This is a genomic window from Agromyces terreus (assembly GCF_009749465.1).
Lineage (GTDB): Bacteria > Actinomycetota > Actinomycetes > Actinomycetales > Microbacteriaceae > Agromyces > Agromyces terreus.
In genome coordinates this window covers 25587-52095 of the sequence record NZ_WBIS01000006.1, presented here as the reverse complement: position 1 = coordinate 52095, position 26509 = coordinate 25587, and the positions used below count along the sequence as shown (strand labels likewise).

Below are 26509 nucleotides of genomic sequence, written 5' to 3'. Positions count from 1 at the left end.
CGAACCGCCGCAGTGCGGTGACGATCATGGCCGACCGGCATGCCGGCGGATCGGGTACGAGACCGGGGGAGCGTCGATGAACGACGAAGCAGAGCACATCGCACCGGTCTCGTACCTGCCCTGGGCGAAACCCGGGCGCGAGTCCGAGGGCGCTGCCCCTGCGGCCCCGGCTGCCCGGGTCGGGGGTTCCCGCTCGGGCGGCCGACGCCGGCCGGTCATGACGGCGGTCGACCCCGGGCCCGAGCGCGACGACGAGGCCGATCCCGACGTCGACCGCGAGACCGGGCCCGAGCGCGACGAGCGCATCGATCGCATCATCGTCGCGCGACTGCGCCGGTCGTCGCTGTCCGTCGCCGAGGTGCGTTCGGCCCTCGTCGAGCACGGGCTCGACGCGGCCGAGATCGAGGAGTGGATCGAGCGGTACGAGCGCTTCGGGTACCTCGACGACGCACGCCTCGCCGAGCAGCTCGTGCACGTCAACGCGGGTCGGCGGGGCAAGGGCAGCGGCGCCATTCTCCAAGAGCTCTCTCGTCGCGGCGTGGACGCCGAGGCGGCCCGGGCCGCGCTCGACGGCCTCGACCCCGAGACCGAGTTCGAGAACGCGCTCGCGGTGGCCGAGCGTCGCGTGCGCCAGTTGCGGGGGCTCGAGCACCAGGTGGCCGAGCGCCGCCTCTCCGCCTTCCTCCAGCGCCGCGGGTACTCGGGCGAGGTCGTCCGTCAGGCGGTGACGCAGGCGCTCGCAGCCGAGGGCTCGTAAACTGGAGTCATCATGAGCATCACTGACGACGTCTCGGTCGCCGAGGCCCACGGCGCCGCGCCCGCACCCCGCACCTACGAGGTGCGCACCTTCGGCTGCCAGATGAACGTGCACGATTCCGAACGCCTCTCGGGGTCGCTCGAGGCGGCGGGCTACGTCCCGGCCGACGGCGCCGAGGCCGACATCGTCGTCATCAACACCTGCGCGGTCCGCGAGAACGCCGACAACAAGCTCTACGGCAACCTCGGCCACCTCGCCGGGGTCAAGCGGCGTCACGCGGGCATGCAGATCGCCGTCGGCGGCTGCCTCGCCCAGAAGGACAAGAACGTCATCCTCGAGAAGGCACCCTGGGTCGATGTCGTGTTCGGCACGCACAACATGGGCTCGCTGCCGAGCCTGCTCGAACGGGCGCGCCACAACGACGAGGCCCAGCTCGAGATCCTCGACGCCCTCGAGGTGTTCCCGTCCACGCTGCCGACCAAGCGCGACTCGACCTACAGCGGCTGGGTGTCGATCTCGGTCGGCTGCAACAACACCTGCACGTTCTGCATCGTGCCGTCGCTGCGCGGCAAGGAGAAGGACCGTCGACCGGGCGACGTGCTCGCCGAGGTGCAGGCGCTCGTCGACGACGGCGCGATGGAGGTCACGCTCCTGGGGCAGAACGTGAACTCCTACGGCGTCGAGTTCGGCGACCGTCAGGCGTTCGGCAAGCTGCTGCGGGCGGCCGGCCGGATCGAGGGCCTCGAGCGCATCCGGTTCACCAGCCCGCATCCGGCCGCCTTCACCGACGACGTCATCGACGCGATGGCCGAGACCCCCGCCGTCATGCCGCAGCTGCACATGCCGTTGCAGTCCGGATCCGACCGCGTCCTGAAGGCGATGCGCCGGTCGTACCGCTCCGAGAAGTTCCTCGGCATCCTCGACCGGGTGCGTGCGAAGATCCCGAACGCGGCCATCTCGACCGACATCATCGTCGGGTTCCCCGGCGAGACCGAGGAGGACTTCCTCGAGACCATGCGCGTGGTCGAGGCGGCGCGGTTCGCCTCCGCCTTCACGTTCCAGTACTCCATCCGCCCCGGCACGCCCGCCGCGACCATGGACGACCAGATCCCGAAAGAGGTCGTGCAAGAGCGCTACGAGCGTCTCACCGCGCTGCAGGAGCGCATCTCCTGGGAGGAGAACCAGAAGCTCGTGGGGCGTGCGGTCGAGGTGCTCGTGTCCACGGGCGAGGGCAAGAAGGACGCCGAGACGCACCGCCTGAGCGGCCGCGCCGAAGACAGCAGGCTCGTGCACTTCGAGGTGCCGAACGGCTCCGCGATGCCTCGTCCGGGCGACGTGGTGTCCGTGGTCATCACGCAGGCGGCGCCGTTCCACCTCATCGCCGACGCACCCGCCGGTGCGCCCCTGCGCATCCGCCGCACGCGCTCGGGCGACGCATGGGATCGCTCGCAGGCCGAGAGCTGCGGCGTTCCCGCCTCTCCCGGCGCAGACGCTTCGGGCGGGGGCGGCGCCCGCGTCTCGCTCGGGCTTCCGACGGTGCGCGTGCTGCCCTCGACGGCCGAGCCGCTCATCAAGCCCGGCTTCGGAACCTTCCCCATCTACGACCTCGACGACGACCTCCGCTGATCGCGGAGGGCATCGCATGACGCTCATCGCGGTCGTCGGCGCGACCGGCACCGGCAAGTCGGACTTCGCGCTCGACCTCGCCGAATCCTTCGCCCGCGCCGGTCGATCGGCCGAGGTGGTCAACGCCGATGCCATGCAGCTCTACCGCGGCATGGACATCGGCACGGCCAAGCTCGCGCCCGACGAGCGGCGCGGTATCCCGCATCACCTGCTCGACGTGCTCGAGGTCGCCGACGAGGCATCCGTCGCGGCGTACCAGCGGGACGCGAGACGCGCGGTCGACGAGATCGTCGATCGCGGCGACGTGGCGCTGCTCGTCGGGGGCTCCGGTCTGTACGTGTCGTCGGTGATCCACGATTTCCGGTTCCCGGGAACGGATGCCGCGGTGCGCGCGCGTCTCGAGGCCGATCTCGCCGAGCTGGGCCCCGGCCTGCTGCACGCCCGCCTGCGCGAGATCGACGCCGAGACGGCGCAGGCGGTCGACCCGTCGAACGGGCGTCGGCTCGTGCGGGCGCTCGAGGTCATCGAGCTCACGGGCGAGCCGAAGGCCGCGCGCCTGCCCGACGAGCCGGTTCCGTGGCGCGCGCACCGCATCGTGCACCTGCGGAGCGACCGCGCCGAGCTGATCGGCCGTCTCGACGCCCGCGCCGCCCGGATGTTCGACGTCGGGCTCGTCGACGAGGTGCGCGCGCTGCTGCCGCTCGGCCTGGAGTCGGGGGTGACGGCGCGCCGGGCGATCGGCTACGCGCAGGCGCTCGCAGAACTCGAGGGGCGGATGTCGCGCGCCGAGGCCGTCGCAGAGACCCAGCAGCTCACGCGCACCTACGCCCGCCGACAGGTCGGGTGGTTCCGCCGATACCGCGCTGCGGCCGACCTCGACGCCGCCGACGGCGCCGCCCGCGCCCGGGAACTGGCGCGGCTGACGGCCCTAGACTGAGCAGATGTCCTTCGACCTGCGCTTCACCAAGGGCCACGGCACCGGCAACGACTTCGTGCTGTTCGCCGACCCCGAGGGCGGCACCGAGCTCACGCCGACGCAGATCGCCGCGGTGTGCGACCGTCACTTCGGCGTCGGCGCAGACGGGTTCATCCGCGCGGTGCGCTCGACGAAGCTCGCAGCGGGTGCCTCGATCGTGGCCGAAGCCCCCGACGCGGTCTGGTTCATGGACTACTGGAATGCCGACGGCTCCGCGTCCGAGATGTGCGGCAACGGCGTCCGGGTGTTCACCCGGTTCCTGCTCGATCAGGGGCTCGTCGAGCTCGCGCCCGGCGGGTCGATCGCGATCGGCACGCGCGCGGGAGTTCGTCGGGTGAGCCGTTCCGAGCATGGATTCGAGGTCGACATGGGCGCCTGGCGGCTCGACGGGGCCGAGCCGCTCGTGCGTGCCAAGGGCCTTCCGGTCGCGCGTCCGGGTCTCGGCATCGATGTGGGCAATCCGCACGTCGTCGTGGCCCTCGCCGACGACGACGAGCTCGCGGGCCTCGACCTCGGGTACCTGCCGATCCTCGATCCCGCCCCTTCGGCCGGCGCGAACGTCGAGTTCGTGGTTCCGGCCGAGCCGCTCGTCGAGGCGGGCGTCGGTCGCATCCGCATGCGCGTCCACGAACGCGGCTCGGGCGAGACGCTCTCGTGCGGCACCGGGGCGGTGGCCTCGGCGCTCGCCGTGCGGCACTGGGCCGGGGCGGGGGCGCCGAACGACTGGCGCGTGCAGGTGCCGGGGGGCATCGTCGGCGTGCGCATGTTCGACGGCGCCGACGGCGAGCACGTGGCGCTCTCGGGTCCGGCCGAGCTCGTGTTCGACGGCGTCCTGGCGCTCGCGTGAAGGCTTCGGCGCTCGCCTGATCGTCGCTCCGGCGCGCGCTGGGCGGTCGCCGCGGGCCGACCGGAATCCTCCGTCGCCGGCGTCAGCCGACGGGCCGCGCGGCGGCGAGCACGCGGAAGCCCTTCGACGTCTGGGCGCGTTCGACGTCGAACGAGAGCTCTTCGGCGAGCCACCGCTGCAGCGACTCCGCGCCGAGGTGCTTGGCGACGACGAGCCACGCGGCCGCGTCCTCGTCGAGCCGGGGGAGCCAGGTCGAGAGCATCGCGTGCAGCTCCTGCTTTCCGACGCGGATCGGCGGGTTCGACCAGATCGTCGCGAACGCGAGGTCGTCGGGAACATCCGAGGGCAGCACCGCGTTGACGTTGTCGAGGCCGAGGCGCGCCGCGTTGGCTCGCACGAGTTCGAGGGCGCGCTCGTTGACGTCGACCGCCCACACCGTGGCATCCGGAGCCTGGAGCGCCATCGCGAGCGCGATGGGGCCCCACCCGGCGCCGAGGTCGAGCAGATGCCCGGAGGCGGGCGGCGCCGGCACGGCCTCGAGGAGCACGCGGGTGCCCTGATCGAGATGGTCGGGGCTGAACACTCCGGCGGCGGTCGCGAGGTCGACGTCGCGACCGGCGAGGTGCACGCGGATGGTCCGGGTGCGCGAGTCGCTCCGGGGGGATGCGGAGAAGTAGTGGTCGGAGCCCATGGCAGCACGGTAGCGCACCGTGATCGACACGGGCCGTGAGCGAACCGGGACCGCAGGCCGACCGGGAACCGAGAGCGAAGTAGGGTTGACAGAATGAACGAAGCCGAAGACCGCCCCACCGACGACGCCGTCGACCGGGTGCTGCGCAACGCGGAGCCGACCGCGAGCGTGGCGCGGTTCGGCGCGGGCGAGGCATCCGCCATCATGCGAACGGATGCCGCGAGCCGCTCCACGACCGACGGCGACCAGTTCGAGCGCGAAGACCGTGCGGCGCTGCGGCGCGTGGCGGGCCTGTCGACCGAGCTCGAGGACGTCACCGAGGTCGAGTACCGCCAGCTGCGCCTCGAGAACGTCGTGCTCATCGGCGTGTACTCGCAGGGCTCCCAAGAGGACGCCGAGAACTCGATGCGCGAGCTCGCGGCCCTCGCCGAGACCGCCGGCGCCCGGGTGCTCGACGGGCTCCTGCAGCGCCGGCCGCACCCCGACCCCAGCACCTACCTCGGGCGAGGCAAGGCCGAAGAGCTGCGCCACGTCGTCGCCGCCGTCGGCGCCGACACGGTCATCGCCGACACCGAGCTCGCACCGAGTCAGCGGCGTGCGCTCGAAGACGTGGTGAAGGTCAAGGTCATCGACCGCACGGCCGTGATCCTCGACATCTTCAGCCAGCACGCCAAGAGCCGTGAGGGCAAGGCCCAGGTCGAGCTCGCGCAGCTCGAGTACCTGCTCCCTCGCCTCCGCGGCTGGGGCGAGTCGATGTCGCGTCAGGCCGGCGGCCAGGTCGGCGGCGCCGGCGCGGGCATGGGCTCCCGCGGTCCGGGCGAGACGAAGATCGAACTCGATCGCCGCCGCATCCACTCGCGCATGGCGAAGCTGCGCAAGCAGATCGTCGGCATGAAGCCCGCGCGCGACGCGAAGCGCGCCAACCGGCGTCGCAACGCCGTGCCGTCGGTCGCGATCGCGGGATACACGAACGCGGGCAAGTCGAGCCTGCTCAACCGCATCACGGGTGCGGGGCTGCTCGTCGAGAACGCCCTCTTCGCGACGCTCGACGCGACCGTGCGACGCAACACGACCGCCGACGGCCGCGTCTACACGATCGCCGACACCGTCGGGTTCGTCCGCAACCTCCCGCACCAGCTCGTCGAGGCGTTCCGGTCGACGCTCGAAGAGGTCGGCGACGCCGACCTGATCGTCCACGTCGTCGACGCCGCGCACCCCGACCCCGCAGGCCAGATCGCCACGGTCCGCGACGTCATCGGCGATGTCGGCGCCCGCGACATCCCCGAGCTCATCGTCTTCAACAAGGCGGACCTCGTCGGGCCCGAGGAGCGTCTCGTGCTGCGCGGGCTCGCCGCCGACGCGGTCTTCGCCTCGGCGCGCACGGGCGAGGGCGTCGACGAGGTGCTCGCCGCGATCACGCGCATGCTGCCCGACCCGTCGGTCGAGATCGACCTCCTCGTGCCGTACGACCGCGGCGACGTCGTCTCGACGCTGCACGAGTCGGCCCGGGTCGTCTCGGTCGACTACGCCGAAGACGGCACGAGGGTGCGGGCGCTCGTCTCACCCGAGCAGGCCGCCCAGCTCGACGTCTTCTCCGCCGCATCGGCCTCCTGAGAAACCGACCGCGACTTCCCGCGCCGCACGGGGTGCTCGTCCGACGCATCACGTCGTCCGGCGTCAAAGTGCGTCACATCCCGTGCGGTGGTCCGCGACATCCGCGTATGGTCTGATCTTGATCGAAACGTGTGCGGCCCGATGCCGAACACCTGGAGCGACAGCCGAGCCCGGCACCCGCCCGCGAGACCACCAGCCGTGACGGCCGGGGTGCGCGGCCTGTGTGCCCGCCCCGCCCCACGGTGTCCACCGGGGAGCAGAGCATGGCGCAGCACCGAGACGAGACGACCGCATCGAGCGGTGCACCGCAGACGCCGGTGTCGTTCGAGCTCTACCCGCCGCGAACCGACGCCGCCGCGATCGCGCTCGGCCGCACCATCGACCGCCTCGCGCAGGTCGATCCGGCGTTCATCTCGGTGACCTTCGGCGCCGGCGGGTCCTCGCGCGACCGCTCGCTGACCGTGCTCCGCTACATCCTCGAGAACACCGACATCGAGCCGATGGCCCACCTCACCTGCGTCGGCTCCTCCCACGCCGAGGCGAACGAGCTCGTGCGCCGTTTCCTCGACGCCGGCATCCGCAGCTTCCTCGCGCTCCGCGGCGACCCGCCCGCCGGCGCCGGTGAGGATGCGCCGCTCGGCGACCTGGCGACCGCGGCGGAGCTCGTCCAGCTCATCCACCGGGTGCAGCAGGAACGCGAGCCGTTCGCGCAGGTGGCGGTCCCGGGCAACCCGGGTGCGCGCCGCATCCGGAAGCGTGCCGACCGCACGCGGGTCGCCGTCGCGGCCTTCCCGACCGGCCACCCTCGTTCCAAGGACGCCGCCCGCGACGTCGACGTGCTGCTCGCGAAGGAGGTCTCGGGAGCGAACCTCGCGATCACCCAGCTGTTCTGGGAGGCCGACGACTACCTGTCCTTCGTCGAGCGCGCTCGCGCGGCCGGGGTGAGCATCCCCATCCTTCCGGGCATCATGCCGACCACGACGCCCGCCCGGCTGGCGAAGCTCACCGAGCTCACCGGCGTCGAACCGCCCGCGGAGTACTCGATCGCGCTCGAGATCGAACCGGATGCCGCCGGTCAGACCGACATCGGCATCTCGTTCGCGACGGACCTCGCGGCCGAGGTGCTCGCGGGCGGGGCGCCGGGCCTGCACCTCTACACGTACAACCGCCACGAGGCCGTGCTCGACGTCGTCGACCGGCTCGGGCTGATGCCGAAGACCCAGACCGCCAACGAGAGGAACGTCACGAGACGATGACCGCACGCACCTTCCCCACCGGAACGATCATCGGGTACCCGCGGATCGGGCGACGCCGAGAGCTCAAGCGCGCCGTCGAGGCGTTCTGGGCCGGCCGCATCGATGCCGGCGAGCTCGAATCCGTCGCCGCGGACCTGCGGGCCGCGACGCGCGAACGCCTCGCGGGTCTCGGGCTCGGCCGCGAGGACTCCTCGATCCCCGAGTCGTTCTCGTTCTACGACCAGGTGCTCGACGCCGCGATCGCGGTCGGCGCCGTTCCGCCGAGGTTCGCGCATCTCGTCGACGCCGACGGCCGCGTCGACCTCGCGGGCCTCTTCACCGTCGCGCGGGGCGAAGGCGAGCACGCACCGCTCGAGATGACGAAGTGGTTCGACTCGAACTACCACTACCTCGTTCCCGAGATCTCGCCGACGACCGCGTTCTCGCTGCACGCCGAGCGCATCGTCGCGGGCTTCCTCGAGGCACGCGAAGCCGGGTACCTCACGCGCCCCGTGATCGTCGGCCCGATCACCTTCCTCGCGCTCGCGAAGCCGGCCGACGGCGCTCCCGAGGGCTTCCGCCCGCTCGATCGGCTCGACGACCTCGTGCCCGTCTACGCCGGGCTGTTCGAGCAGCTCGCCGAGGCCGGGGCCGAATGGGTGCAGCTCGACGAGCCCGCGCTCGTCAGCGAGAGCCTCGACGAGCCGCGCGCGCGCCTCGTCGCTGCCGTGGGCGGCGTCTACGGGGCGCTCGGCGCGCTCGACGCCCGGCCCTCGATCTTCGTCGCCGCGCCCTACGGCTCGCTCGACGAGGCGCTGCCCGCCCTCGCCGCGACACCGGTCGAGGCCATCGGGCTCGACCTCGTGCGAGGATCGCTGCCCGACGCGTTCGATCCCGCCACCGCCGAGTCGCTCGCCGCGAAGACGCTCGTCGCGGGCGTCGTCGACGGCCACAACATCTGGCGCGGCGACCTGGCCGACGCGTTCGCGCGCGTCGAGGCGGTGCGCTCGCTCGCAGGTTCGGTCGCGGTGTCGACCTCGACCTCGCTGCTGCACGTGCCGCACGACGTGGCCGACGAGCCGCAGCTCGACCCCCGGCTCGCGAGCTGGCTCGCGTTCGCCGACCAGAAGGTGGCGCAGGTCACGGTGCTCGCGCGCGGCCTCGCCGAGGGGCGCGCGGCCGTCGAGGCCGACCTCGACGCGGCATCCGCGGCGCTCCGTGACCGCGTGCAGGCGCCCGGCGTGCGCATTCCGCGTGTTCGCGACCGTCTCGCGGCGCTCGAGGACGCCGACTTCTCGCGCACCGCGTACGAGGAGCGGGTCGCGGCGCAGGCCTCCCTCGACCTCCCGGAGCTTCCGACGACGACCATCGGCTCGTTCCCCCAGACCGCTGAGATCCGCCGCGCACGGGCTGGCCTCCTGAGCGGCGCCGTCTCGGCCGAGGGGTACCGCGCGCAGATGCGCGAGGAGATCGAGCGGGTCATCCGGCTGCAGGAGCGCATCGGCCTCGACGTGCTCGTGCACGGCGAACCCGAACGCAACGACATGGTGCAGTACTTCGCCGAGCTCCTCGACGGCTTCGCCGTGACCGTGAACGGCTGGGTCCAGTCGTACGGGTCGCGGTGCACGCGCCCCTCGATCCTCTGGGGCGACGTCTCGCGCCCCGAACCCATGACGGTCGAGTGGGCGGCCTACGCGCAGTCGCTGACCGAGAAGTCCGTCAAGGGCATGCTCACCGGCCCCGTGACGATCCTCGCCTGGTCGTTCGTGCGCGACGACCAGCCGCTCGCCGACACCGCACGCCAGGTGGCCCTCGCGCTGCGCGACGAGATCGGCGACCTCGAGTCGGCGGGCATCCGCATCATCCAGGTCGACGAGCCCGCGCTGCGCGAGCTCCTGCCGTTGAAGCTGGCCGACCAGGCGGCCTACCTCGACTGGTCCGTGGGCTCGTTCCGTCTCGCGACGGCCGGCGCGCACCCGGCGACGCAGATCCACACGCACCTCTGCTACTCCGAGTTCGGGGTCGTCATCGACGCGATCCGCGATCTCGACGCGGATGTCACCTCCATCGAGGCGGCCCGGAGCCGCATGGAGGTGGTCGACGACCTCGCCGCGAGCGGGTTCGACCACGGCATCGGCCCCGGCGTGTACGACATCCACTCGCCCAGGGTGCCGAGCGTCGACGAGGTCACCGCGCTGCTCGAGCGCGCCGTCGGCGGCATCCCCGCGACGCGTCTCTGGGTCAATCCCGACTGCGGCCTGAAGACCCGCGGCTACGAGGAGACGGTGTCCTCGCTCGAGAACCTCGTCGCCGCGACGAACGAGGTTCGAGCTTCGGCCGTCCGGGAACCGGTCTCGGCCTAGGAGATCTCACGCCGGACGGCGGGCGACGCATCGTGCGTCGCCCGCCGTTCCGCATTCGGAGGGATCGTGCCTCTGGCGCTGGCGCTGGCGCTGGCGCTGGCGCAGGCGCTGCGGTGTGGGGCTCAGACCGACCTGAGCACCGCCACGATCTTGCCGAGCACCTCGGCGGCGTCGCCCAGGATCGGCTCGAACGCGCTGTTGCGGGGGAGCAGCCAGGTGTGGCCGTCGCGCTGACGGAAGACCTTGACGGTCGCCTCGCCGTCGAGCATCGCCGCGACGATCTCGCCGTTCTCGGCGGTGCGCTGCGAGCGCACGACCACCCAGTCGCCGTCGCAGATGGCGGCGTCGATCATGGAGTCGCCGACGACCTTCAGCATGAACAGCTCGCCCTTGCCGACGAGCTGCCGGGGGAGCGGGAAGACCTCGTCGACCTGCTGCTCGGCCGTGATGGGCACGCCGGCGGCGATGCGCCCGACGAGCGGCACCATGGCGGCGTCGCCGACAGGGGCGGGATCGCCCGCGGACGGGAGGCGCGGCTCGACGCCGGGGAGCTCGATGAGCACCTCGAGTGCACGGGGCCGATTGGGGTCGCGTCGCAGGTAGCCCGCGAGCTCGAGCTGATTGAGCTGGTGGGTCACGCTCGACAGCGACGAGAGCCCAACGGCGTCGCCGATCTCGCGCATGCTCGGCGGGTACCCGCGATCGGAGACCGAACGCTGGATCGCCTCGAGGATCGAGATCTGCTTGGCGCTGAGGCTCTTGCGGCGTCGGCTGCGACCGGACTCGCGCAGGTCGTCGAGTTCGGTGCTCATCGTCGCTCCTCGGGGTAGATCCGCCGAACGAATGTCGGTGGTGTCTGATCGACTGTCGTCGGACATTCGAAACTGTATCCGCACCGCAGTGGCGCGGCAAACATCCGTTCGAGTGTGTCGCGAGATCCGGCCGCGATTTCTTCTCGGTCGATCCTCTTGCGGTCTTCGACATTCGAAGATATATTCGGAACAGAGTTTCGCATCCGGCCCTCCCGGCCGAGGGCCGGATGCGACTCGCTACAGGAGGTGCGAGATGAGCGCAGTGATGGTCAGTCCCGTGATGGTCGGCGGTTCGCCCGCGACCGACTCCGTGCCCGCCGGCTTCGACGCGCAGGCGCTGCGAGGGGCCGTGCACAGCCGGCTCCGCCTCACCAGGCGCGGGCGCGTCGTGCTGACGGCGCTCGCCGCCGTTCCCATCACGGTGTTCGCCCTCTCCCTCGTGCTCGGCAGCGGGGGAGCCGCGGCCGAGATGGATTCGCCCTCGAACGTCGGGCTCTCCTACCTCACCGTCGCCGACGGCGAGTCGTTGTGGGCCATCGCCGAGTCGATCGCGCCCGCGAGCGACCCGCGCGAGGTCATCTCCGAGATCATGCGGCTCAACGGGCTCCGAGACTCGACCGTCCAGCCGGGTCAACGGCTCGCGCTCCCGGCCGTGCCGTAGAGGTGTCGTCCGGTGTCGTGGGCGCCGAGTCGCCGCGCCGCGGCTCGCTAGCATTGATCGGGTGACCACTCTCGACGACCTGCCCATCCGCGATGATCTTCGCGGCAGAAGCCCGTACGGAGCGCCGCAGAAGGCCGTTCCCGTCGCGCTCAACGTCAACGAGAACACGCATCCGATTCCCGAGGCGGTGGCGCACGACATCGTCGCACGCGTCGCGGCCGCGATCCTCCAGCTGAACCGCTACCCCGATCGCGAGTTCTCCGAACTGCGCGCGGCGTTCGCCGGCTATCTCGGTCACGACCTCCGGGCGGCCCAGATCTGGGCGGCCAACGGCTCCAACGAGGTGCTCCAGCACGTGTTGCAGGCGTTCGGCGGCCCAGGGCGCACCGCGCTCGGCTTCGGGCCCACCTACTCGATGTACGGGCTGCTCTCCTCCGGCACCGGCACCGCCTGGGTCGAGGCGCCCCGCGACGCGGAGTTCGAGCTCGGCCCCGAGACGGCCGTCGCCGCGATCCGCGAGCACGATCCCGACCTCGTGCTGCTCTGCTCGCCGAACAACCCCACCGGCACCCCGCTCTCGCACGAGACGATCGCGGCCGTCGTCGACGCCGCCCGCGGCATCGTCGTGGTCGACGAGGCGTACCACGAGTTCGCCGATCCCGGCACGCCGAGCGCGCTCGAGCTGCTCGAAGGCCGGCCCCGGCTCATCGTGTCGCGCACGATGAGCAAGGCGTTCGCGTTCGCCGGCGCCCGGGTCGGCTACCTCGCCGCGGACCCCGCGGTCGTCGACGCGCTCCGGCTCGTCCGCCTGCCCTACCACCTGTCGGCGCTCACGCAGGCGGCGGCGCTCGCGGCGCTCGACCACAGCGCCGAGATGCTCGCGATGGTCGACGACATCCGCGGGCAGCGGGAGCGCATCTCCGACGAGCTCTCGCGACTCGGGTTCCACCCGTACCGCAGCGGTGCGAACTTCGTGCTCTTCGGCGGCGTCGACGAGCCCCACCGGGTGTTCGAGGCGCTGCTCGCCCGCGGCATCCTGATCCGCGACATCGGGCTGCCCGGATGCCTTCGCGTGACGGCCGGCACCGAGGCCGAGACGACGGCGTTCCTCGAGGCGATCGCCGAGTTCGCGCCCCGAGGAGACGACGCGTCGAAGATCGCATCGGGCGCCGCGTCGGTGCCCGATGCGACCGATCGACCCGCGAATAGGATGGACGCATGACGACTTCGACCGCACCGCGCACGGCGCGAGTGCAGCGCGAGACGAGCGAGTCCAGCATCGACCTCTCGATCGACCTCGACGGAACCGGCTCGAGCGACATCGAGACCTCGGTGCCGTTCTACGACCACCTGCTCACGGCGTTCGCCAAGCACTCGTTGACCGACCTCACGGTTCGCGCCACGGGCGACACCCACATCGACGTGCACCACACGGTCGAAGACGTCGGCATCGTGCTCGGTCAGGCGATTCGCCAGGCCCTCGGCGACAAGCGCGGCATCTCCCGCTACGGCGACGCGCTCGTTCCGCTCGACGAGGCGCTCGTGCAGGCGGTGGTCGACATCTCGGGGCGCCCCTACCTGGTGCACGCCGGTGAGCCTGCGGGCTTCGAGTACCACCTGATCGGCGGCCACTTCACGGGGTCGATGGTGCGGCACGTCTTCGAGGCGATCACGTACAACGCCGGGCTCACCGTGCACGTGAACGTCCTCGGCGGGCGCGACGCGCACCACATCGCCGAGGCCGAGTTCAAGGCGTTCGCGCGCGCGTTCCGTCAGGCGAAGGCATTCGACCCGCTGGTGTCGGGCATCCCGTCCACCAAGGGCGCGCTGTGACGCGTCGCCCACGCGTCGTCGTGCTCGACTACGGCTCGGGCAACGTGCACTCGGCGGCGAAGGCGCTCGAGCGCGCTGGCGCCGAGGTCGAGGTCACCGCCGACCGCGGTGCCGCGCTCGAGGCCGATGGGCTGCTCGTGCCCGGCGTCGGCGCCTTCCAGGCCGTCGCCGACCGGTTGAGGGCGGTCCGCGGCGACGAGATCATCGACCGCCGGCTGGCGGGCGGTCGCCACGTGCTCGGCATCTGCGTGGGCATGCAGGTGCTCTTCGAGCACGGCGTCGAACGCGGCAACGACACCGAGGGGCTCGGCGAATGGCCGGGAGTCGTCTCCGAGCTGCCGGCCCCGGTCCTCCCGCACATGGGCTGGAACACGGTGCGCCCCGACGAGGGCTCGGTGCTCTTCGAGGGCATCGCCGACGAGCGGTTCTACTTCGTGCACTCGTTCGCCGCCCAGTCGTGGACGCTCGACGTCTCGCCGCCGTTCCCGCGGCCCCGGCTCACGTGGGCCGAGCACGGAGCCCCCTTCCTCGCCGCGGTCGAGAACGGGCCGCTCTCGGCCACCCAGTTCCACCCCGAGAAGTCCGCGGAGGCCGGCATCCGGCTGCTGTCGAACTGGATCCGCTCGCTCGGGTGACCGACCCGTCGCGTCACACGGTCCGGGAACGACGGCCGCCTCGGACTAGGATGCTGTGACTGTGCCGATGCCGCGGTTCTGCGGCATCCGAATTCCCGAGGACAGTGATGAGTGAGTTCAACAAGACCCCCCGCCTCGTGCTGCTCCCCGCGGTCGACGTGGCGGGCGGCAAGGCCGTTCGCCTGACCAAGGGCGAAGCCGGTACCGAGACCAATTACGGCGACCCGATCGACGCGGCGGTCGACTGGGCCGATCAGGGCGCCGAGTGGATCCACCTCGTCGACCTCGACGCGGCCTTCGGGCGCGGGTCGAACGGCGGGATCCTGAAGAAGGCGATCCGACAGGTCCGCGGCCGGGTGAACATCGAGCTGTCCGGCGGCATCCGCGACGACGAGTCGCTCGAGCACGCGCTCGCGATCGGGGCGAAGCGCATCAACCTCGGCACGGCAGCGCTCGAGAACCCCGAGTGGGCGGCATCCGTCATCGCCCAGTACGGGGAGGCCATCGCGGTCGGGCTCGACGTGCGCGGCACGACGCTCGCGGCTCGCGGCTGGACGAAGGACGGCGGCGACCTGTGGCAGGTCATGGACCGTCTCGAAGAGGCCGGCGCCGCGCGCTACGTCGTCACCGACGTCACGAAGGACGGCACGCTCCAGGGCCCGAACCTCGAACTGCTGCGCCAGGTCATGGACCGCACCCACCGCCCCGTGGTGGCATCCGGCGGCATCTCGAACCTCGACGACATCGCGGCGCTCCGCGAGCTCGTGCCGCTCGGCCTCGAGGGCGCGATCGTGGGCAAGGCGCTCTACGCGGGCGCGTTCACGCTGCCCGAGGCGCTGGATGTCGCGTCGCACTGACCCCGGCGACGGCGTCGGGCACGGCCGTCCCGGTCCAGCGGATGCCGCGGGCGGGCAGGGGTCCGACGCGGCGACCGGTTCCGGGCCCGGGCAGCACGACGAGGCCGGCGGCCGCACCGATTCCGCGGGCGTGCCCTGGGCCGGGCGATCCTTCGCGCCGAACCCGCATTCGGCCGACGACGGCCGGGCGCCCGCACCGCTCGCGGCCGCGCTCGCGGCGTTCCGGGACGGCAGCGGCGGTCAGGCCGAGGTCGTCGCCGAATTCGGCGGCTCCCGCCTGCTGATCCCCTTGCTCGCCGAGCTCGGCGACCCTTCCGGCTCAGCGGGGTCCGGCGGCACCGAGATCGGCGAGCACGGGCTCCCGATCGAGAAGAGCCAGGAGCTCTCGATCGTGACCGTCGAGGGCCCCGACGGGCGCCGGGTGCTTCCGGTGTTCGCCTCCGTCGACGCGATGTCGTCGTGGAACCCCGTGGCCCGGCCGGTGCCCGCCGACGGCATCCGCGTCGCGCTGGCCGCCGCCGACGACGGCACCGATCTCGTCGTGCTCGACCCGGGCTCGCCGACGGAGTTCGTGCTTCGCCGGCCGGCCGTCTGGGCCGTCGCGCAGTCGCATCAGTGGCATCCGCCGTTCGAATCGGCCGAGGTGCGCATGGCCTTCGCCCGTTCCGTGTCGACCGAGCTCGCCGTGCTCGGCTTCGAACTCGAGGCCGGCGATCCCGAAGCGCGGCTCGCGGGGCCCGAGCTGATCGTGGAGCTCTCGCTCGTCGCGGGGCTCGACCGATCCGAGCTCGACATCGTGCTCGCGCGTCTGGCTCGCCGCTGGGCCGCCGACGACGCGATCGCGACGGGCGTCGACTCGTTGAAGGTCCGCCTGCGCGCCGCGCCCGCGTCGGGCTGAGGCGTTCGCGAGGCGCCCGGCCGTCTGGTGGGGTTGCCGCCTCGCCGGCACGGGTGCAGACTCTCGCCCGGAGGAACGCATGGGCGGGGCATCCGGATCGGACGACGAGTACCGCGCGCCGCTCGAGACCGCGGCGACGCTCTCCCGCGCCTGGCTCGACGGCGTGGCGGCGCGTGCGATCGTGCCCGAGTCCGACATCGAGGCGGTCAAGGACGCCCTCGGGCGCGAACTGCCCGGGACCGGCGCCGATGCCGACGAGGTCGTCGCAGCGCTCGCGGCGGCGATCGAGCCGGGGCTCATGACGATGCAGTCGTCCCGGTTCTTCGGCTGGGTCATCGGCGGCACCGCGCCGGCCGCGCTCGCGGCGGACTGGCTCGTGAGCGCGTGGGACCAGAACGCGGCGCTCCGGGAGGTGACGCCCGGCGTGAACGCGGCCGAGGAACTCGCGGGCGAGTGGGTCTGCCAGCTGCTCGGGCTTCCGGGCGGCACGGTCGCGGGCTTCACGACCGGTGCGACGACCGCGAACCTCGTCGCGCTCGCGGCGGCGCGTCATGCGGTGCTCGCAGGGGTCGGCTGGGACGACGCGGTCGAGGGCATCCAGGGGGCGCCGCGCATCCGGGTGCTCGCGGGGGAGGAGCACCACCCCTCGGTCGACGTCGCCCTGCGGGTGCTCGGGCTCGGGCGTCCCGTCGACGTCGCGGCCGATGCCGAGGGGCGCATGGTCCCCGAGGCGCTCGAGGCGGCGCTCGCGGACGTCGACGGCCCCGCGATCGTCTGCCTCCAGGCGGGGAACATCCACTCCGGGGCGTCCGACCCGTTCGAGGCGTCCATCGACCTCGCCCGCGCCGCGAGCGCCTGGGTGCACGTCGACGGGGCGTTCGGACTGTGGGCGGCGGCGAGCCCGCGTCTGCGCCGCCTGGTCGAGGGGGTGGAGCGGGCCGATTCCTGGGCCACCGACGCGCACAAGACCCTCAACGTGCCGTACGACGCCGGCATCGTCGCGGTCGCCGAGCCCTCGCATCTCGTGGCGGCGATGACGATGCACGCCGCGTACCTCCCGGCCGCGGAGTCGGGCGTCGACCCGGCCGACCGCGTGCTGGAGCTCTCGCGTCGTGCACGGGGCGTGCCGAGCTACGCGGCCCTGCGCGCGCTCGGCCGCGACGGCGTGGTCGCGCTCGTCGACGGACTCGCCGACGCCGCGGCGGCGCTGGCCGACGGGCTCCGGGCGATGCCGGGGGTGGAGGTGCTCAACGAGGTCTGCTTCACGCAGGTGTGCGCGGCCTTCCACGGCCGGGAGGCGGCCGAGATCGCACGTGCCCTCGACGCCGACGGCGCCGCGCTCGCGCATCCGTCGCGCTGGCACGGCCGGGACGTGCTGCGATTCTCCGTCAGCAATCGCTCGACAGATGCCGCGGCCGTCGAGACGGCCCTCGACGCCGTGCGCCGCGCGCTCGGCTGATCCGCCGGCCCGATTCCCGGCCATCCGGCCCGGATGTCGGTCGGTGGCGGCAGGATGGAGACGTGGCCGCGCTCGATGCCTTCTCCGAAGCCACGCGAACCTGGTTCGCGGAGTCCTTCCGCGCGCCCACGGCCGTGCAGGCGGCCGCGTGGCAGGCGATCGGGCGCGGTGCGCACGCGCTCGTCGTCGCGCCCACCGGCTCGGGCAAGACGCTCTCGGCGTTCCTCTCGGCGATCGACCGGCTCCACGCGGCTCCGACGGCCGCCGGGTCCGAGCCGCCTCCCGCTGGAACACGCGTGCTCTACCTCTCGCCGCTGAAGGCGCTCGGCGTCGACGTCGAACGCAACCTGCGGGCCCCGCTCACGGGCATCGCCCGGGTCTCCGAGCGCCTCGGCGTCGAGCCGCCGAGGGTGAGCGTCGGCGTCCGTTCGGGCGACACGCCGGCCGCCGATCGCCGTGCACTCCTGCGCACGCCGCCCGACATCCTCATCACGACGCCCGAGTCGCTCTTCCTCATGCTCACCTCGCAGGCTCGCGACACGCTCCGCGCGGTCGAGACGGTCATCGTCGACGAGATCCACGCGGTCGCCGCGACGAAGCGCGGCGCGCATCTCGCCCTCTCGCTCGAGCGGCTCGACGCGCTCCTGCCGAAACCGGCGCAGCGCATCGGGCTCTCGGCGACCGTCCGCCCCGTCGAAGAGGTGGCGCGGTTCCTCTGCGCGAGCGCACCGGTCGAGATCGTCGCCCCTCCGAGCGAGAAGCGGTTCGACCTGCGCGTCGTGGTGCCCGTCGAAGACATGGCGCAGCTGCCCGCGAGCGACGACGCGACCGGCTCGATCTGGCCGCACGTCGAGGAGGCCATCCTCGACCAGGTGCTCGCGCACCGCTCGTCGATCGTGTTCGCGAACTCGCGGCGGCTCGCCGAGCGGCTGACGGCACGGCTCAACGAGCTCTCGCTCGAGGCGTCCGAACGCGAGGCGCTCGTCGTGGCGGCCGCGGCGGGCGGTCCGCCCGCGGCCGTGATGGCGCAGTCCGGGCAGACCGCGGGCGCGCCGGCGGTGCTCGCGCGCGCGCACCACGGTTCGGTGAGCAAGGAACAGCGCGCCGAGATCGAAGACGACCTCAAGAGCGGCCGGCTGCGGTGCGTCGTGGCCACGTCGAGCCTCGAGCTCGGCATCGACATGGGCGCCGTCGATCTCGTCGTGCAGGTCGAGTCGCCGCCGTCGGTCTCGAGCGGGCTGCAGCGGCTCGGGCGCGCGGGCCACCAGGTCGGCGAGGTCTCGCGCGGGGTCATCTTCCCGAAGCAGCGGGCCGATCTCGTGCATGCGGCGGTGACGAGCGAGCGCATGCTAGCGGGCGCGATCGAGACCATGCGCGTGCCCGCGAACCCGCTCGACATCCTGGCGCAGCAGACCATCGCCGCGGCCGCGCTCGAACCGCTCGACGTCGACAAATGGTTCGACGCCGTCCGCCGGGCGGCCCCGTTCGGCGGCCTCCCGCGTTCGGCGTTCGACGCGACCCTCGACCTGCTCGCCGGCCGGTACCCGTCCGATCGGTTCGGCGAGCTCCGGCCGCGCGTCGTCTGGGACCGTGAGGCCGGCACGATCGTCGGCAGGCCCGGAGCGCAACGGCTCGCCGTCACGAGCGGCGGCACGATCCCCGACCGCGGCATGTTCGGCGTGTTCCTCGTCGGCGACGAGGCAGGCGGGCGGCGAGTCGGCGAGCTCGACGAGGAGATGGTCTACGAGTCCCGTGTCGGCGACGTGTTCGCACTCGGCGCGACGAGCTGGCGCATCCAGGAGATCACCTTCGACCGCGTGAACGTCGTCCCGGCGTTCGGCCAGCCGGGCCGGGTCCCGTTCTGGAAGGGCGACGGCCTCGGCCGCCCCGCAGAGCTCGGCCGCGCGCTCGGCGCCTTCATGCGCGAGATCGCGGCGGCGCCCGAGTCCGATGCGCGCACGCGCATCACCGGCGCCGGGCTCGACACGTTCGCGGCGAGCAACCTGATCGCCTTCCTCGCCGACCAGGCGAAGGCGACCGGGCATGTCCCCTCCGATCGCACGCTCGTCGTGGAGCGAACCCGCGACGAACTCGGCGACTGGCGGGTCATCCTGCATTCCCCGTTCGGCATGCCGGTGCACGCGCCGTGGGCGCTCGCCGTCGCGGCGCGGGTGCGTGAACGACTCGGCGTCGACGGCGCTGCGGTGGCGGCCGACGACGGCATCATCGTGCGCGTCCCCGACACCGGCATCGACCCGCCCGGAGCGGAGCTCTTCGTCTTCGAAGCCGACGAGCTCGAGCAGCTCGTCACCGAGGAGGTCGGCGGATCCGCCTTGTTCGCCAGCCGGTTCCGCGAGTGCGCGGCACGTGCGCTGCTCCTGCCGAACTATCGGCCGGGGCGCCGCTCGCCGCTGTGGCAGCAGCGTCAGCGATCGGCCCAGCTCCTCGAGGTCGCGAGTGCGTTCCCGACCTTCCCGATCATCCTCGAGACGGTCCGCGAGGTGCTCCAGGACGTCTACGACGTGCCGTCCCTCGTCGAGCTCGCACGAGACGTCGCGGCACGTCGGGTGCGCCTCGTCGAGACGACGACCGAGTCGCCGAGCCCGTTCGCGAGCTCGCTGCTCTTCGGGTACGTCGGCGCGTTCATGTACGAGGGCGATTCGCCGCTCGCCGAGCGCCGCGCTGCGGCGCTCGCGATCGATGCGACCCTGCTCGGGGAACTCCTCGGGCGGGTCGAGCTGCGCGAGCTCCTCGATCCGGGCGTCATCGACACGACCGAGCGCGAGCTGCAGCGGCTCGCCGACGACTGGCGGGTCCGCGGCGTCGAGGGCGTCGCCGATCTCCTGCGGTTGCTCGGCCCGCTCACCGACGACGAGCTGGTCGCGCGCGTCGCCGAGGGCACCGACGCCGCCGCGGCGGCCGATGAGCTCGTCGCGGCACGACGGGCAGTCCGGCTCACGTTCGCGGGCCGAGCCCATCTGGCCGCGGTCGAAGACGTCGGGCGCCTCCGCGACGCGCTGGGCGTCCCCGTGCCGCCGGGCGTCGCGGTCGCGTTCGCCGAGCAGGTCGGCGATCCCCTCGGCGACCTCGTCGGGCGCTATGCACGCACCCACGGGCCGTTCTCGGCCGAGGAGGCGGCGCAGCGCTACGGCATCGGCGTCGCCGTCGCGAAGGCGGCGCTGCGTCGGCTCGCCGACGAACGCCGCGTCGTCGAGGGGGAGTTCCGTCCGAACGGCACCGCGACCGAGTGGTGCGACGCCGACGTGCTCCGACGCCTTCGTCGTCGTTCGCTCGCGGCGCTCCGTCACGAGGTCGAGCCGGTGCCGCAACGGGCCTACGCGAGGTTCCTGCCCGAGTGGCAGCATCTCGGCAGGCCGCTGCGCGGCATCGACGGCGTGCTCGCGGCGGTCGAGCAGCTCGAGGGCGCACGCATCCCCGCGTCGGCATGGGAGTCGTTGGTGCTGCCGGCGCGCGTCGCCGACTACAGCCCGGCGATGCTCGACGAGCTGATGGCCACCGGAGAGGTCGTCTGGTCCGGTGCCGCGGCCCTCGCGGGCGACGACGGCTGGATCACGCTGCACCTGGCCGACACCGCGCCCCTCACGCTCGACCCGCCGCCGGGGGTGGAGACCACGCCGCTCCAGCGCGAGGTGCTCGTCGCGCTCGGCTCGGGCGGCGCGTACTTCTTCCGTCAGCTCGCCGATGCCGTCGGGCGATTCGGTGAACTCGACCAGCCGGTCGCCGACGACGAACTCGCCGAGGCCCTCTGGGGGTTGGTGTGGGCGGGGCTCGTCACGAACGACACGTTCGCTCCCGTTCGGGCGCTGCTCGCCGGCGGCCGCAGCGCACACCGCGCCCCACGCTCGGCGCCGAGGTCGCGGATGCTCCGCGGCCGGGCAGCGCTGCCGCGCGCCTCGTCGGCCGTGATGCGATCCGGTCCGCCGTCGGTGGCCGGCCGATGGTCGATCCTGCCCGTCCCCGACGACGACGCGACCCGACGGGCGCATGCGCTCGGCGAGATGCTGCTCGACCGCTACGGCGTCGTCACCCGCGGGGCGGTGGTCGCCGAGGGCGTGGTCGGCGGATTCGCCCTCGCCTATCGCACCCTCCGCGGCTTCGAGGACTCCGGGCGTTCGCGGCGCGGATACTTCATCGAGCGGCTCGGTGCGGCGCAGTTCGCCGCGACGGGCGCCGTCGACCGGCTGCGCACCCATTCCGATCGCGCCGATCGCTCCGACGGCACGACGGGTGGGCGCTCGGTGCTCGCGCTCGCCGCGACCGACCCGGCGAACGCCTACGGCGCCGCCCTGCCGTGGCCCGAGCCGCCCGGGGAGAGCTCGCACCGTGCGGCTCGCAAGGCCGGCGCGCTGGTCGTGCTGGTCGACGGCGAACTGGTGCTCTACGTCGAGCGCGGCGGCAAGACGATGCTGGCGTACGCCGACGATCCGGAGGTGCTCGGCACCGCGGCCGAAGCGGTCGCCGGGCTCGTGCGCGGCGGTCGGGTCCGCCGGCTCGCGGTCGAGGCCGTCAACGGCGCGTTCGTGCTCTCGACGCCGCTCGGCGCGGCGTTGAAGGCCGCCGGGTTCGGCGAGACGCCGAAGGGGCTGCGGCTCGATGCCCGAGGGTGACACCGTCTACCAGACGGCCGGTCGGCTTCGCCGGGCCCTCGAAGGGCGGCAGTTGACGCGCACCGACTTCCGGGTGCCGCGCTACGCGACGGTCGACCTCGCCGGCGGCACGGTCGACGAGGTGCTCTCGAGGGGCAAGCATCTGCTGATCCGGGTCGGCGAGACGACGATCCACTCCCACCTCAAGATGGAGGGGAGTTGGCGCGTGTTCAGCCCGGGGGAGCGCTGGAACCGCCCGGCCCATCTGGCTCGCGCGGTGCTCGAGTCGCCCGATTCCGTCGCGGTCGGGTTCGAGCTCGGCTTGGTCGAGGTCGTGCCGAGGCAGGGCGAAGACGAGGCGGTGGGGCACCTCGGACCAGACCTGCTCGGGCCCGACTGGGATGCCGCGGCCGCCGAGCGTCGCCTCGCGGCCGAGCCGGACGTGGCGATCGGGGTCGCCCTGCTCGATCAGCGCAACCTCGCCGGCCTCGGCAACGTGTACGTCAACGAGCTGTGCTTCCTCCGCGGCATCCGACCGCAGCGCCTCGTGAACGACGTGCCCGACCTCGCCGCCGCGGTCGACCTCGGGCGCCGGCTGATCGTCGCGAACCGCGACCGCCCCGCCAGGGTCACCACCGGCGTCGACCGCCGTGGGCAGCGGCTCTGGGTCTACGGCCGCGCGGGCGAGCCGTGCCGGCGGTGCGGAACCCGCATCGATCGGGGCGAGCTGGGCCGTACGGAACTCGAGGAACGGGTCACGTTCTGGTGCCCGAACTGCCAGCGCTGAGGCCGGGCGGATGCCTCGGCGACCGCGCCGCCGCGGCGCTCAGTTGACCGGGCCGGTCCACTTCTCGCCGGGGCCCTGGCCGATCGGGTCGGGGATCACGGATGCCTCGCGGAAGGCGAGCTGCAGCGAGCGGAGCCCGTCGCGCAGGGAGCGCGCGTGCATGTCGCTGATCTCGGGCGCCCCGGCCGTGATGAGTCCCGCGAGCGCGTTGATGAGCTTTCGGGCCTCGTCGAGGTCGATCTGCTGCGCCGGGTCGTCGGCGAGGCCGACCTTGACCGCGGCGGCGCTCATGAGGTGCACCGAGGCCGTGGTGATGATCTCGACCGCCGGCACCTCGGCGATGTCGCGGGTGGCCTCGTCGACCGCGTGATGCGGGGCGTCGTGCTCGCCCTCGTGCGCTCCGGTCGGGGTGGCCTCGCCTGAATTGCTGGTCACAGACATCCTCTGCTAGACTCGTTCGGTCCGGAGCAATGCTCCGGTCTGCCGGGATTTGTTCCGGCAACGAAAGTGGAGATTCTCCCACCCGCGCATACCGCTTCATCAAGGTTACCGGGTTGAACGCCCTCCGCCTCTTCGCCCGTCAGGGCCGCGAGGTAGACAGGGGGCCGCAGAGTTGCACGGTGTGATTCCGTGCGGCGTGCGTGGATCTTCGCTCTCGGAACGATGGGCGGCATCCGGTCTCCCATCGAGTGAAGAAGCTTGAGTAGAGGAGTACCCGCATCAGCGATCCCCGTACCAATGACCGTATCCGCGTTCCCGAGGTCCGCCTCGTGGGTCCTGGCGGAGAGCAGGTCGGCGTCGTGAAGATCGAGGTGGCCCTGCGGCTCGCGCAGGAAGCCGATCTCGACCTCGTCGAGGTCGCTCCGAACTCCAAGCCGCCGGTGGCCAAGATCATGGACTACGGCAAGTTCAAGTACGAGGCTGCGCAGAAGGCGAAAGAGGCCCGGCGCAACCAGGCGAACACGATCCTCAAAGAGGTCCGGTTCCGTCTCAAGATCGACAAGCACGACTACGAGACCAAGATGAAGCGCGCGATCGGCTTCCTGAAGACCGGCGACAAGGTCAAGGCCATGATCCTGTTCCGCGGCCGCGAGCAGTCGCGCCCCGAGATGGGCGTGCGCCTCCTGCGCCGGTTCGCCGAAGACGTCGCCGAGTACGGCACGGTCGAGCACAACCCCACCATCGACGGTCGCAACATGGTCATGGTGATCGCCCCTCTCAAGAACAAGTCCGAGGCCAAGGCCGAGGCGAATGCACAGCGTGCTGCGGCGAAGGCGCGGCCGGCGGAATCCGCCGGCGAGCCAGAGGCGCAGACGGCCGACGCCGCAGAGGCGTAGGCCAGACCCCCACGTCCGCCACGAGTTGGCGGCAGAACCAAGGAGACACACGAGATGCCGAAGCAGAAGACCCACTCCGGGTCCAAGAAGCGCTTCAAGATCACCGGCAGCGGCAAGATCAAGAAGCAGCAGGCCGGAATGCGCCACAACCTCGAGGTCAAGGCCTCCAAGCGCAAGGCCCGTCTGAACCAGGACAAGGTCGTGTCGGCCCCCGACGCCAAGGTCATCAAGAAGCTTCTCGGCCACTGAGCCGCGAGACCCGTTAAGGAAGAGACAGAGTCATGGCAAGAGTGAAGCGGGCGGTCAACGCCCACAAGAAGCGCCGGGTCATCCTCGAGCGCGCCGAGGGTTACCGCGGCCAGCGTTCGCGTCTGTACCGCAAGGCCAAGGAGCAGGTCACCCACTCCCTCGTCTACTCGTACAACGACCGCCGCAAGAAGAAGGGCGACTTCCGTCGTCTCTGGATCCAGCGGATCAACGCGGCCTCGCGTGCGAACGGCCTCACCTACAACCGCCTGATCCAGGGCCTCGGCCTTGCGGGCATCGAGGTCGACCGCCGCATCCTCGCGGAGCTCGCGGTCAACGAGCCCGCGACGTTCGCGGCGCTCGTCGAGTCCGCCAAGAAGGCGCTCCCGGCCGACACCTCGGCCCCGAAGACGGCCGCGTAAGCAGCTGCTCGATCCCCTGAACGGCCCGGTACCCCAGTGGTGCCGGGCCGTTCTGCGTCCTCGGCAGTCGATGCCGGCCGGCGCGGAGGTCCGCGGCAGGACCGCGCCCCGCCCGTAGACTTGCCGCATGCTCGAGAACCCCCGTTCCCCCCGCGTGCGATCCGTCGCGAAACTCGCGAAGAAGGCGTCGCGCTCCGAGAGCGGCCTGTTCCTGCTCGAGGGTCCGCAGGCCGTGTCCGAGGCGTTGCGGTTCCGCCCCGAGCTCGTGCTCGAGCTGTTCGCGACCCCGACCGCGCTCGAACGCCACCCCGAGATCGCCGAGGCCGCCGAGGGCGTCGACGTCGAGCTCGAGTACGTGACCGAGGAGGTGCTCGACGCGATGGCCGACACGGTCACCCCGCAGGGCTTCGTCGCGGTCTGCCGGCAGTTCCCGACGGCCGTGAAGGAGGTGTTCGCGTCGTCGCCGAAGCTCGTCGCGATCCTCGAGGAGGTGCGCGACCCCGGCAACGCGGGCACCATCGTCAGGGCTGCGGATGCCGCGGGCGCCGACGCGGTCGTCTTCACGGGCCGTGCGGTCGACCTGTACAACCCCAAGGTCGTGCGCAGCTCGACGGGCTCCATCTTCCACGTCCCCGTCGCGGTCGGGGCCGACCTCGAAGACGTGCTCGGGCGCGCACGCGCCGCCGGGCTCACGGTGCTCGCCGCCGACGTCAAGGGCGACGATCTCCTGCAGCTGCGCACCGACGGCGTGCTCGGCCGTCCGACGGCGTGGGTGTTCGGGAACGAGGCCCGCGGTCTGCTCGACGAGCAGCTCGAACTCGCCGATCGGGTGGTCACGGTGCCGATCTATGGGCACGCGGAGTCGATGAACCTCGCGACCGCGGCATCCGTCTGCCTGTACGAGAGCGCGTTCGCCCAACGCAGCAGCTGAGGGCTCCTCGCGGGTTACGAAACGGTAACCAACAGGCCGCGTCCCGCGCGCGGCGAGGTCCGCACACCCTAGTTTTGGGGGTATGGAGCCCACCCAGCCTGCACCGCCGACGTCCAACATCTCGGTGCGTCGGGGCGAGCCGCTCGTCGTCATCGAGCATGTCGAGAAGCATTTCGGCGAACTCCATGTGCTGAACGACATCAACACGGTCGTCAATCGCGGCGAGGTCGTCGTGGTCATCGGGCCGAGCGGGTCGGGCAAGTCCACGCTGTGCCGGGCGATCAACCGGCTCGAGACGATCGATTCGGGCTCCATCAGCATCGACGGCCAACGGCTTCCAGAAGAGGGCGCCGCGCTCGCGAAGCTGCGTGCCGACGTCGGCATGGTCTTCCAGTCCTTCAACCTGTTCGCGCACAAGACGGTGCTCGAGAACATCACGCTCGCGCCGATGAAGGTCAAGCGGATGCCGCGCAAGCAGGCCGAGGCCGAGGCGATGACGCTGCTCGAGCGCGTGGGCGTGGCCAACCAGGCGAAGAAGCTCCCGGCCCAGCTCTCGGGCGGGCAGCAGCAGCGCGTCGCCATCGCCCGATCGCTCGCGATGAATCCGAAGCTCATCCTCATGGACGAGCCGACGAGCGCCCTCGATCCCGAGATGATCAACGAGGTGCTCGACGTCATGGTCGGCCTGGCGAAGGACGGCATGACGATGATCGTCGTCACGCACGAGATGGGCTTCGCGCGCAAGGCGGCCGACCGGGTGCTGTTCATGGCCGACGGCAAGATCGTCGAGGAGGCGACGCCCGCCGACTTCTTCGACCACCCGAAGTCCGATCGCGCGAAGGACTTCCTCTCCAAGATCCTCGACCACTAGCCGCGTCCGCCACGAGCGGGCAGGCAACCACAAGAGAAAGAGGC

Annotated in this window: 24 protein-coding genes; 21 read left to right on the top strand and 3 right to left on the bottom strand. The window is 72.0% G+C overall.

The features are described 5' to 3' along the window. Positions 1 to 76: 76 nt before the first annotated feature. The 4 genes from GQQ92_RS12310 to dapF are packed head-to-tail and all read left to right on the top strand — an operon-like array spanning position 77 to position 4206. The gene (locus tag GQQ92_RS12310; protein WP_156999599.1) at positions 77 to 757 is read left to right on the top strand and encodes a regulatory protein RecX; all 681 of its coding nucleotides are present in this window, start codon (positions 77 to 79) and stop codon (positions 755 to 757) included. A gap of 12 nt (positions 758 to 769) precedes the next feature. Continuing rightward, entirely contained in the window at positions 770 to 2383 is a 1614-nt protein-coding gene (gene miaB / locus GQQ92_RS12305; protein WP_156999598.1) for a tRNA (N6-isopentenyl adenosine(37)-C2)-methylthiotransferase MiaB, read from the top strand. Between the two features lie 16 nt (positions 2384 to 2399). Next, on the top strand, positions 2400 to 3320 hold the full coding sequence (miaA, locus tag GQQ92_RS12300; protein WP_156999597.1) for a tRNA (adenosine(37)-N6)-dimethylallyltransferase MiaA: 921 nt from the start codon (positions 2400 to 2402) through the stop codon (positions 3318 to 3320). Positions 3321 to 3324: 4 nt separating this feature from the next. Beyond that, positions 3325 to 4206, top strand: coding sequence for a diaminopimelate epimerase (dapF, locus tag GQQ92_RS12295; RefSeq protein ID WP_156999596.1), 882 nt, complete (start codon positions 3325 to 3327; stop codon positions 4204 to 4206). An 82-nt stretch (positions 4207 to 4288) separates the two neighbouring features. Here dapF and GQQ92_RS12290 read toward each other — a convergent pair whose 3' ends face one another. Beyond that, positions 4289 to 4897: a class I SAM-dependent methyltransferase gene (locus GQQ92_RS12290; RefSeq protein ID WP_156999595.1), complete on the bottom strand. Its 609-nt coding sequence runs from the start codon at positions 4895 to 4897 to the stop codon at positions 4289 to 4291. Between the two features lie 93 nt (positions 4898 to 4990). Between GQQ92_RS12290 and hflX the strand changes: the two genes are divergently transcribed. The 3 genes from hflX to metE all read left to right on the top strand — a co-directional run bounded on the left by hflX (position 4991) and on the right by metE (position 10109). Further along, a complete protein-coding gene (gene hflX, locus GQQ92_RS12285) occupies positions 4991 to 6511 on the top strand; it encodes a GTPase HflX (RefSeq protein WP_156999594.1) in 1521 nt (506 codons plus the stop codon). A gap of 263 nt (positions 6512 to 6774) precedes the next feature. Beyond that, complete coding sequence (locus GQQ92_RS12280; protein WP_156999593.1) at positions 6775 to 7767, top strand: methylenetetrahydrofolate reductase; 993 nt, start codon at positions 6775 to 6777, stop codon at positions 7765 to 7767. Then, a complete protein-coding gene (metE, locus tag GQQ92_RS12275) occupies positions 7764 to 10109 on the top strand; it encodes a 5-methyltetrahydropteroyltriglutamate--homocysteine S-methyltransferase (protein ID WP_156999592.1) in 2346 nt (781 codons plus the stop codon). Before GQQ92_RS12280 ends, metE begins: the two co-directional genes overlap by 4 nt. Positions 10110 to 10231: 122 nt before the next feature. Here the strand turns inward: metE and lexA are convergent, their stop codons facing one another. Continuing rightward, positions 10232 to 10921 (bottom strand): transcriptional repressor LexA, encoded by a 690-nt coding sequence (gene lexA, locus GQQ92_RS12270; protein ID WP_156999591.1) that lies wholly within the window; start codon positions 10919 to 10921, stop codon positions 10232 to 10234. A 253-nt stretch (positions 10922 to 11174) separates the two neighbouring features. On the opposite strand from lexA, the gene GQQ92_RS12265 reads away from it, so the two are divergent. From GQQ92_RS12265 to GQQ92_RS12225, 9 genes are all read left to right on the top strand, one after another. Continuing rightward, the gene (locus GQQ92_RS12265) at positions 11175 to 11582 is read left to right on the top strand and encodes a LysM peptidoglycan-binding domain-containing protein (RefSeq protein ID WP_232057671.1); all 408 of its coding nucleotides are present in this window, start codon (positions 11175 to 11177) and stop codon (positions 11580 to 11582) included. A 61-nt stretch (positions 11583 to 11643) separates the two neighbouring features. Then, entirely contained in the window at positions 11644 to 12804 is a 1161-nt protein-coding gene (locus GQQ92_RS12260) for a histidinol-phosphate transaminase (RefSeq protein ID WP_156999590.1), read from the top strand. After that, positions 12801 to 13415, top strand: a complete 615-nt coding sequence (gene hisB, locus GQQ92_RS12255) for an imidazoleglycerol-phosphate dehydratase HisB (protein WP_156999589.1) — start codon at positions 12801 to 12803, stop codon at positions 13413 to 13415. Before GQQ92_RS12260 ends, hisB begins: the two co-directional genes overlap by 4 nt. Continuing rightward, the gene (gene hisH / locus GQQ92_RS12250; RefSeq protein ID WP_156999588.1) at positions 13412 to 14050 is read left to right on the top strand and encodes an imidazole glycerol phosphate synthase subunit HisH; all 639 of its coding nucleotides are present in this window, start codon (positions 13412 to 13414) and stop codon (positions 14048 to 14050) included. Before hisB ends, hisH begins: the two co-directional genes overlap by 4 nt. A gap of 107 nt (positions 14051 to 14157) precedes the next feature. Further along, complete coding sequence (gene priA, locus GQQ92_RS12245; protein ID WP_156999587.1) at positions 14158 to 14907, top strand: bifunctional 1-(5-phosphoribosyl)-5-((5-phosphoribosylamino)methylideneamino)imidazole-4-carboxamide isomerase/phosphoribosylanthranilate isomerase PriA; 750 nt, start codon at positions 14158 to 14160, stop codon at positions 14905 to 14907. Then, positions 14891 to 15805, top strand: a complete 915-nt coding sequence (locus GQQ92_RS12240) for an SseB family protein (RefSeq protein ID WP_156999586.1) — start codon at positions 14891 to 14893, stop codon at positions 15803 to 15805. The genes priA and GQQ92_RS12240 overlap by 17 nt, the downstream gene beginning before the upstream one ends. Before the next feature lie 79 nt (positions 15806 to 15884). Beyond that, the gene (locus GQQ92_RS12235; protein ID WP_156999585.1) at positions 15885 to 17264 is read left to right on the top strand and encodes a pyridoxal phosphate-dependent decarboxylase family protein; all 1380 of its coding nucleotides are present in this window, start codon (positions 15885 to 15887) and stop codon (positions 17262 to 17264) included. Between the two features lie 62 nt (positions 17265 to 17326). Continuing rightward, positions 17327 to 21892: an ATP-dependent helicase gene (locus GQQ92_RS12230; RefSeq protein WP_156999584.1), complete on the top strand. Its 4566-nt coding sequence runs from the start codon at positions 17327 to 17329 to the stop codon at positions 21890 to 21892. Continuing rightward, positions 21879 to 22658, top strand: coding sequence for a DNA-formamidopyrimidine glycosylase family protein (locus GQQ92_RS12225; RefSeq protein WP_156999583.1), 780 nt, complete (start codon positions 21879 to 21881; stop codon positions 22656 to 22658). The genes GQQ92_RS12230 and GQQ92_RS12225 overlap by 14 nt, the downstream gene beginning before the upstream one ends. A 39-nt stretch (positions 22659 to 22697) precedes the next feature. Here GQQ92_RS12225 and GQQ92_RS12220 read toward each other — a convergent pair whose 3' ends face one another. Then, on the bottom strand, positions 22698 to 23099 hold the full coding sequence (locus tag GQQ92_RS12220; RefSeq protein WP_372493395.1) for a DUF1844 domain-containing protein: 402 nt from the start codon (positions 23097 to 23099) through the stop codon (positions 22698 to 22700). 278 nt (positions 23100 to 23377) lie between these two features. Between GQQ92_RS12220 and infC the strand changes: the two genes are divergently transcribed. The 5 genes from infC to GQQ92_RS12195 all read left to right on the top strand — a co-directional run bounded on the left by infC (position 23378) and on the right by GQQ92_RS12195 (position 26465). Then, on the top strand, positions 23378 to 23995 hold the full coding sequence (gene infC, locus GQQ92_RS12215; RefSeq protein WP_156999581.1) for a translation initiation factor IF-3: 618 nt from the start codon (positions 23378 to 23380) through the stop codon (positions 23993 to 23995). Between the two features lie 54 nt (positions 23996 to 24049). Beyond that, entirely contained in the window at positions 24050 to 24244 is a 195-nt protein-coding gene (rpmI, locus tag GQQ92_RS12210; protein WP_092968518.1) for a 50S ribosomal protein L35, read from the top strand. Between the two features lie 32 nt (positions 24245 to 24276). After that, a complete protein-coding gene (gene rplT, locus GQQ92_RS12205; protein ID WP_022890857.1) occupies positions 24277 to 24663 on the top strand; it encodes a 50S ribosomal protein L20 in 387 nt (128 codons plus the stop codon). Between the two features lie 127 nt (positions 24664 to 24790). Beyond that, on the top strand, positions 24791 to 25594 hold the full coding sequence (locus tag GQQ92_RS12200; RefSeq protein WP_156999580.1) for a TrmH family RNA methyltransferase: 804 nt from the start codon (positions 24791 to 24793) through the stop codon (positions 25592 to 25594). Positions 25595 to 25676: 82 nt separating this feature from the next. Then, a complete protein-coding gene (locus GQQ92_RS12195; protein ID WP_156999579.1) occupies positions 25677 to 26465 on the top strand; it encodes an amino acid ABC transporter ATP-binding protein in 789 nt (262 codons plus the stop codon). The last annotated feature ends 44 nt before the right edge of the window (positions 26466 to 26509 follow it).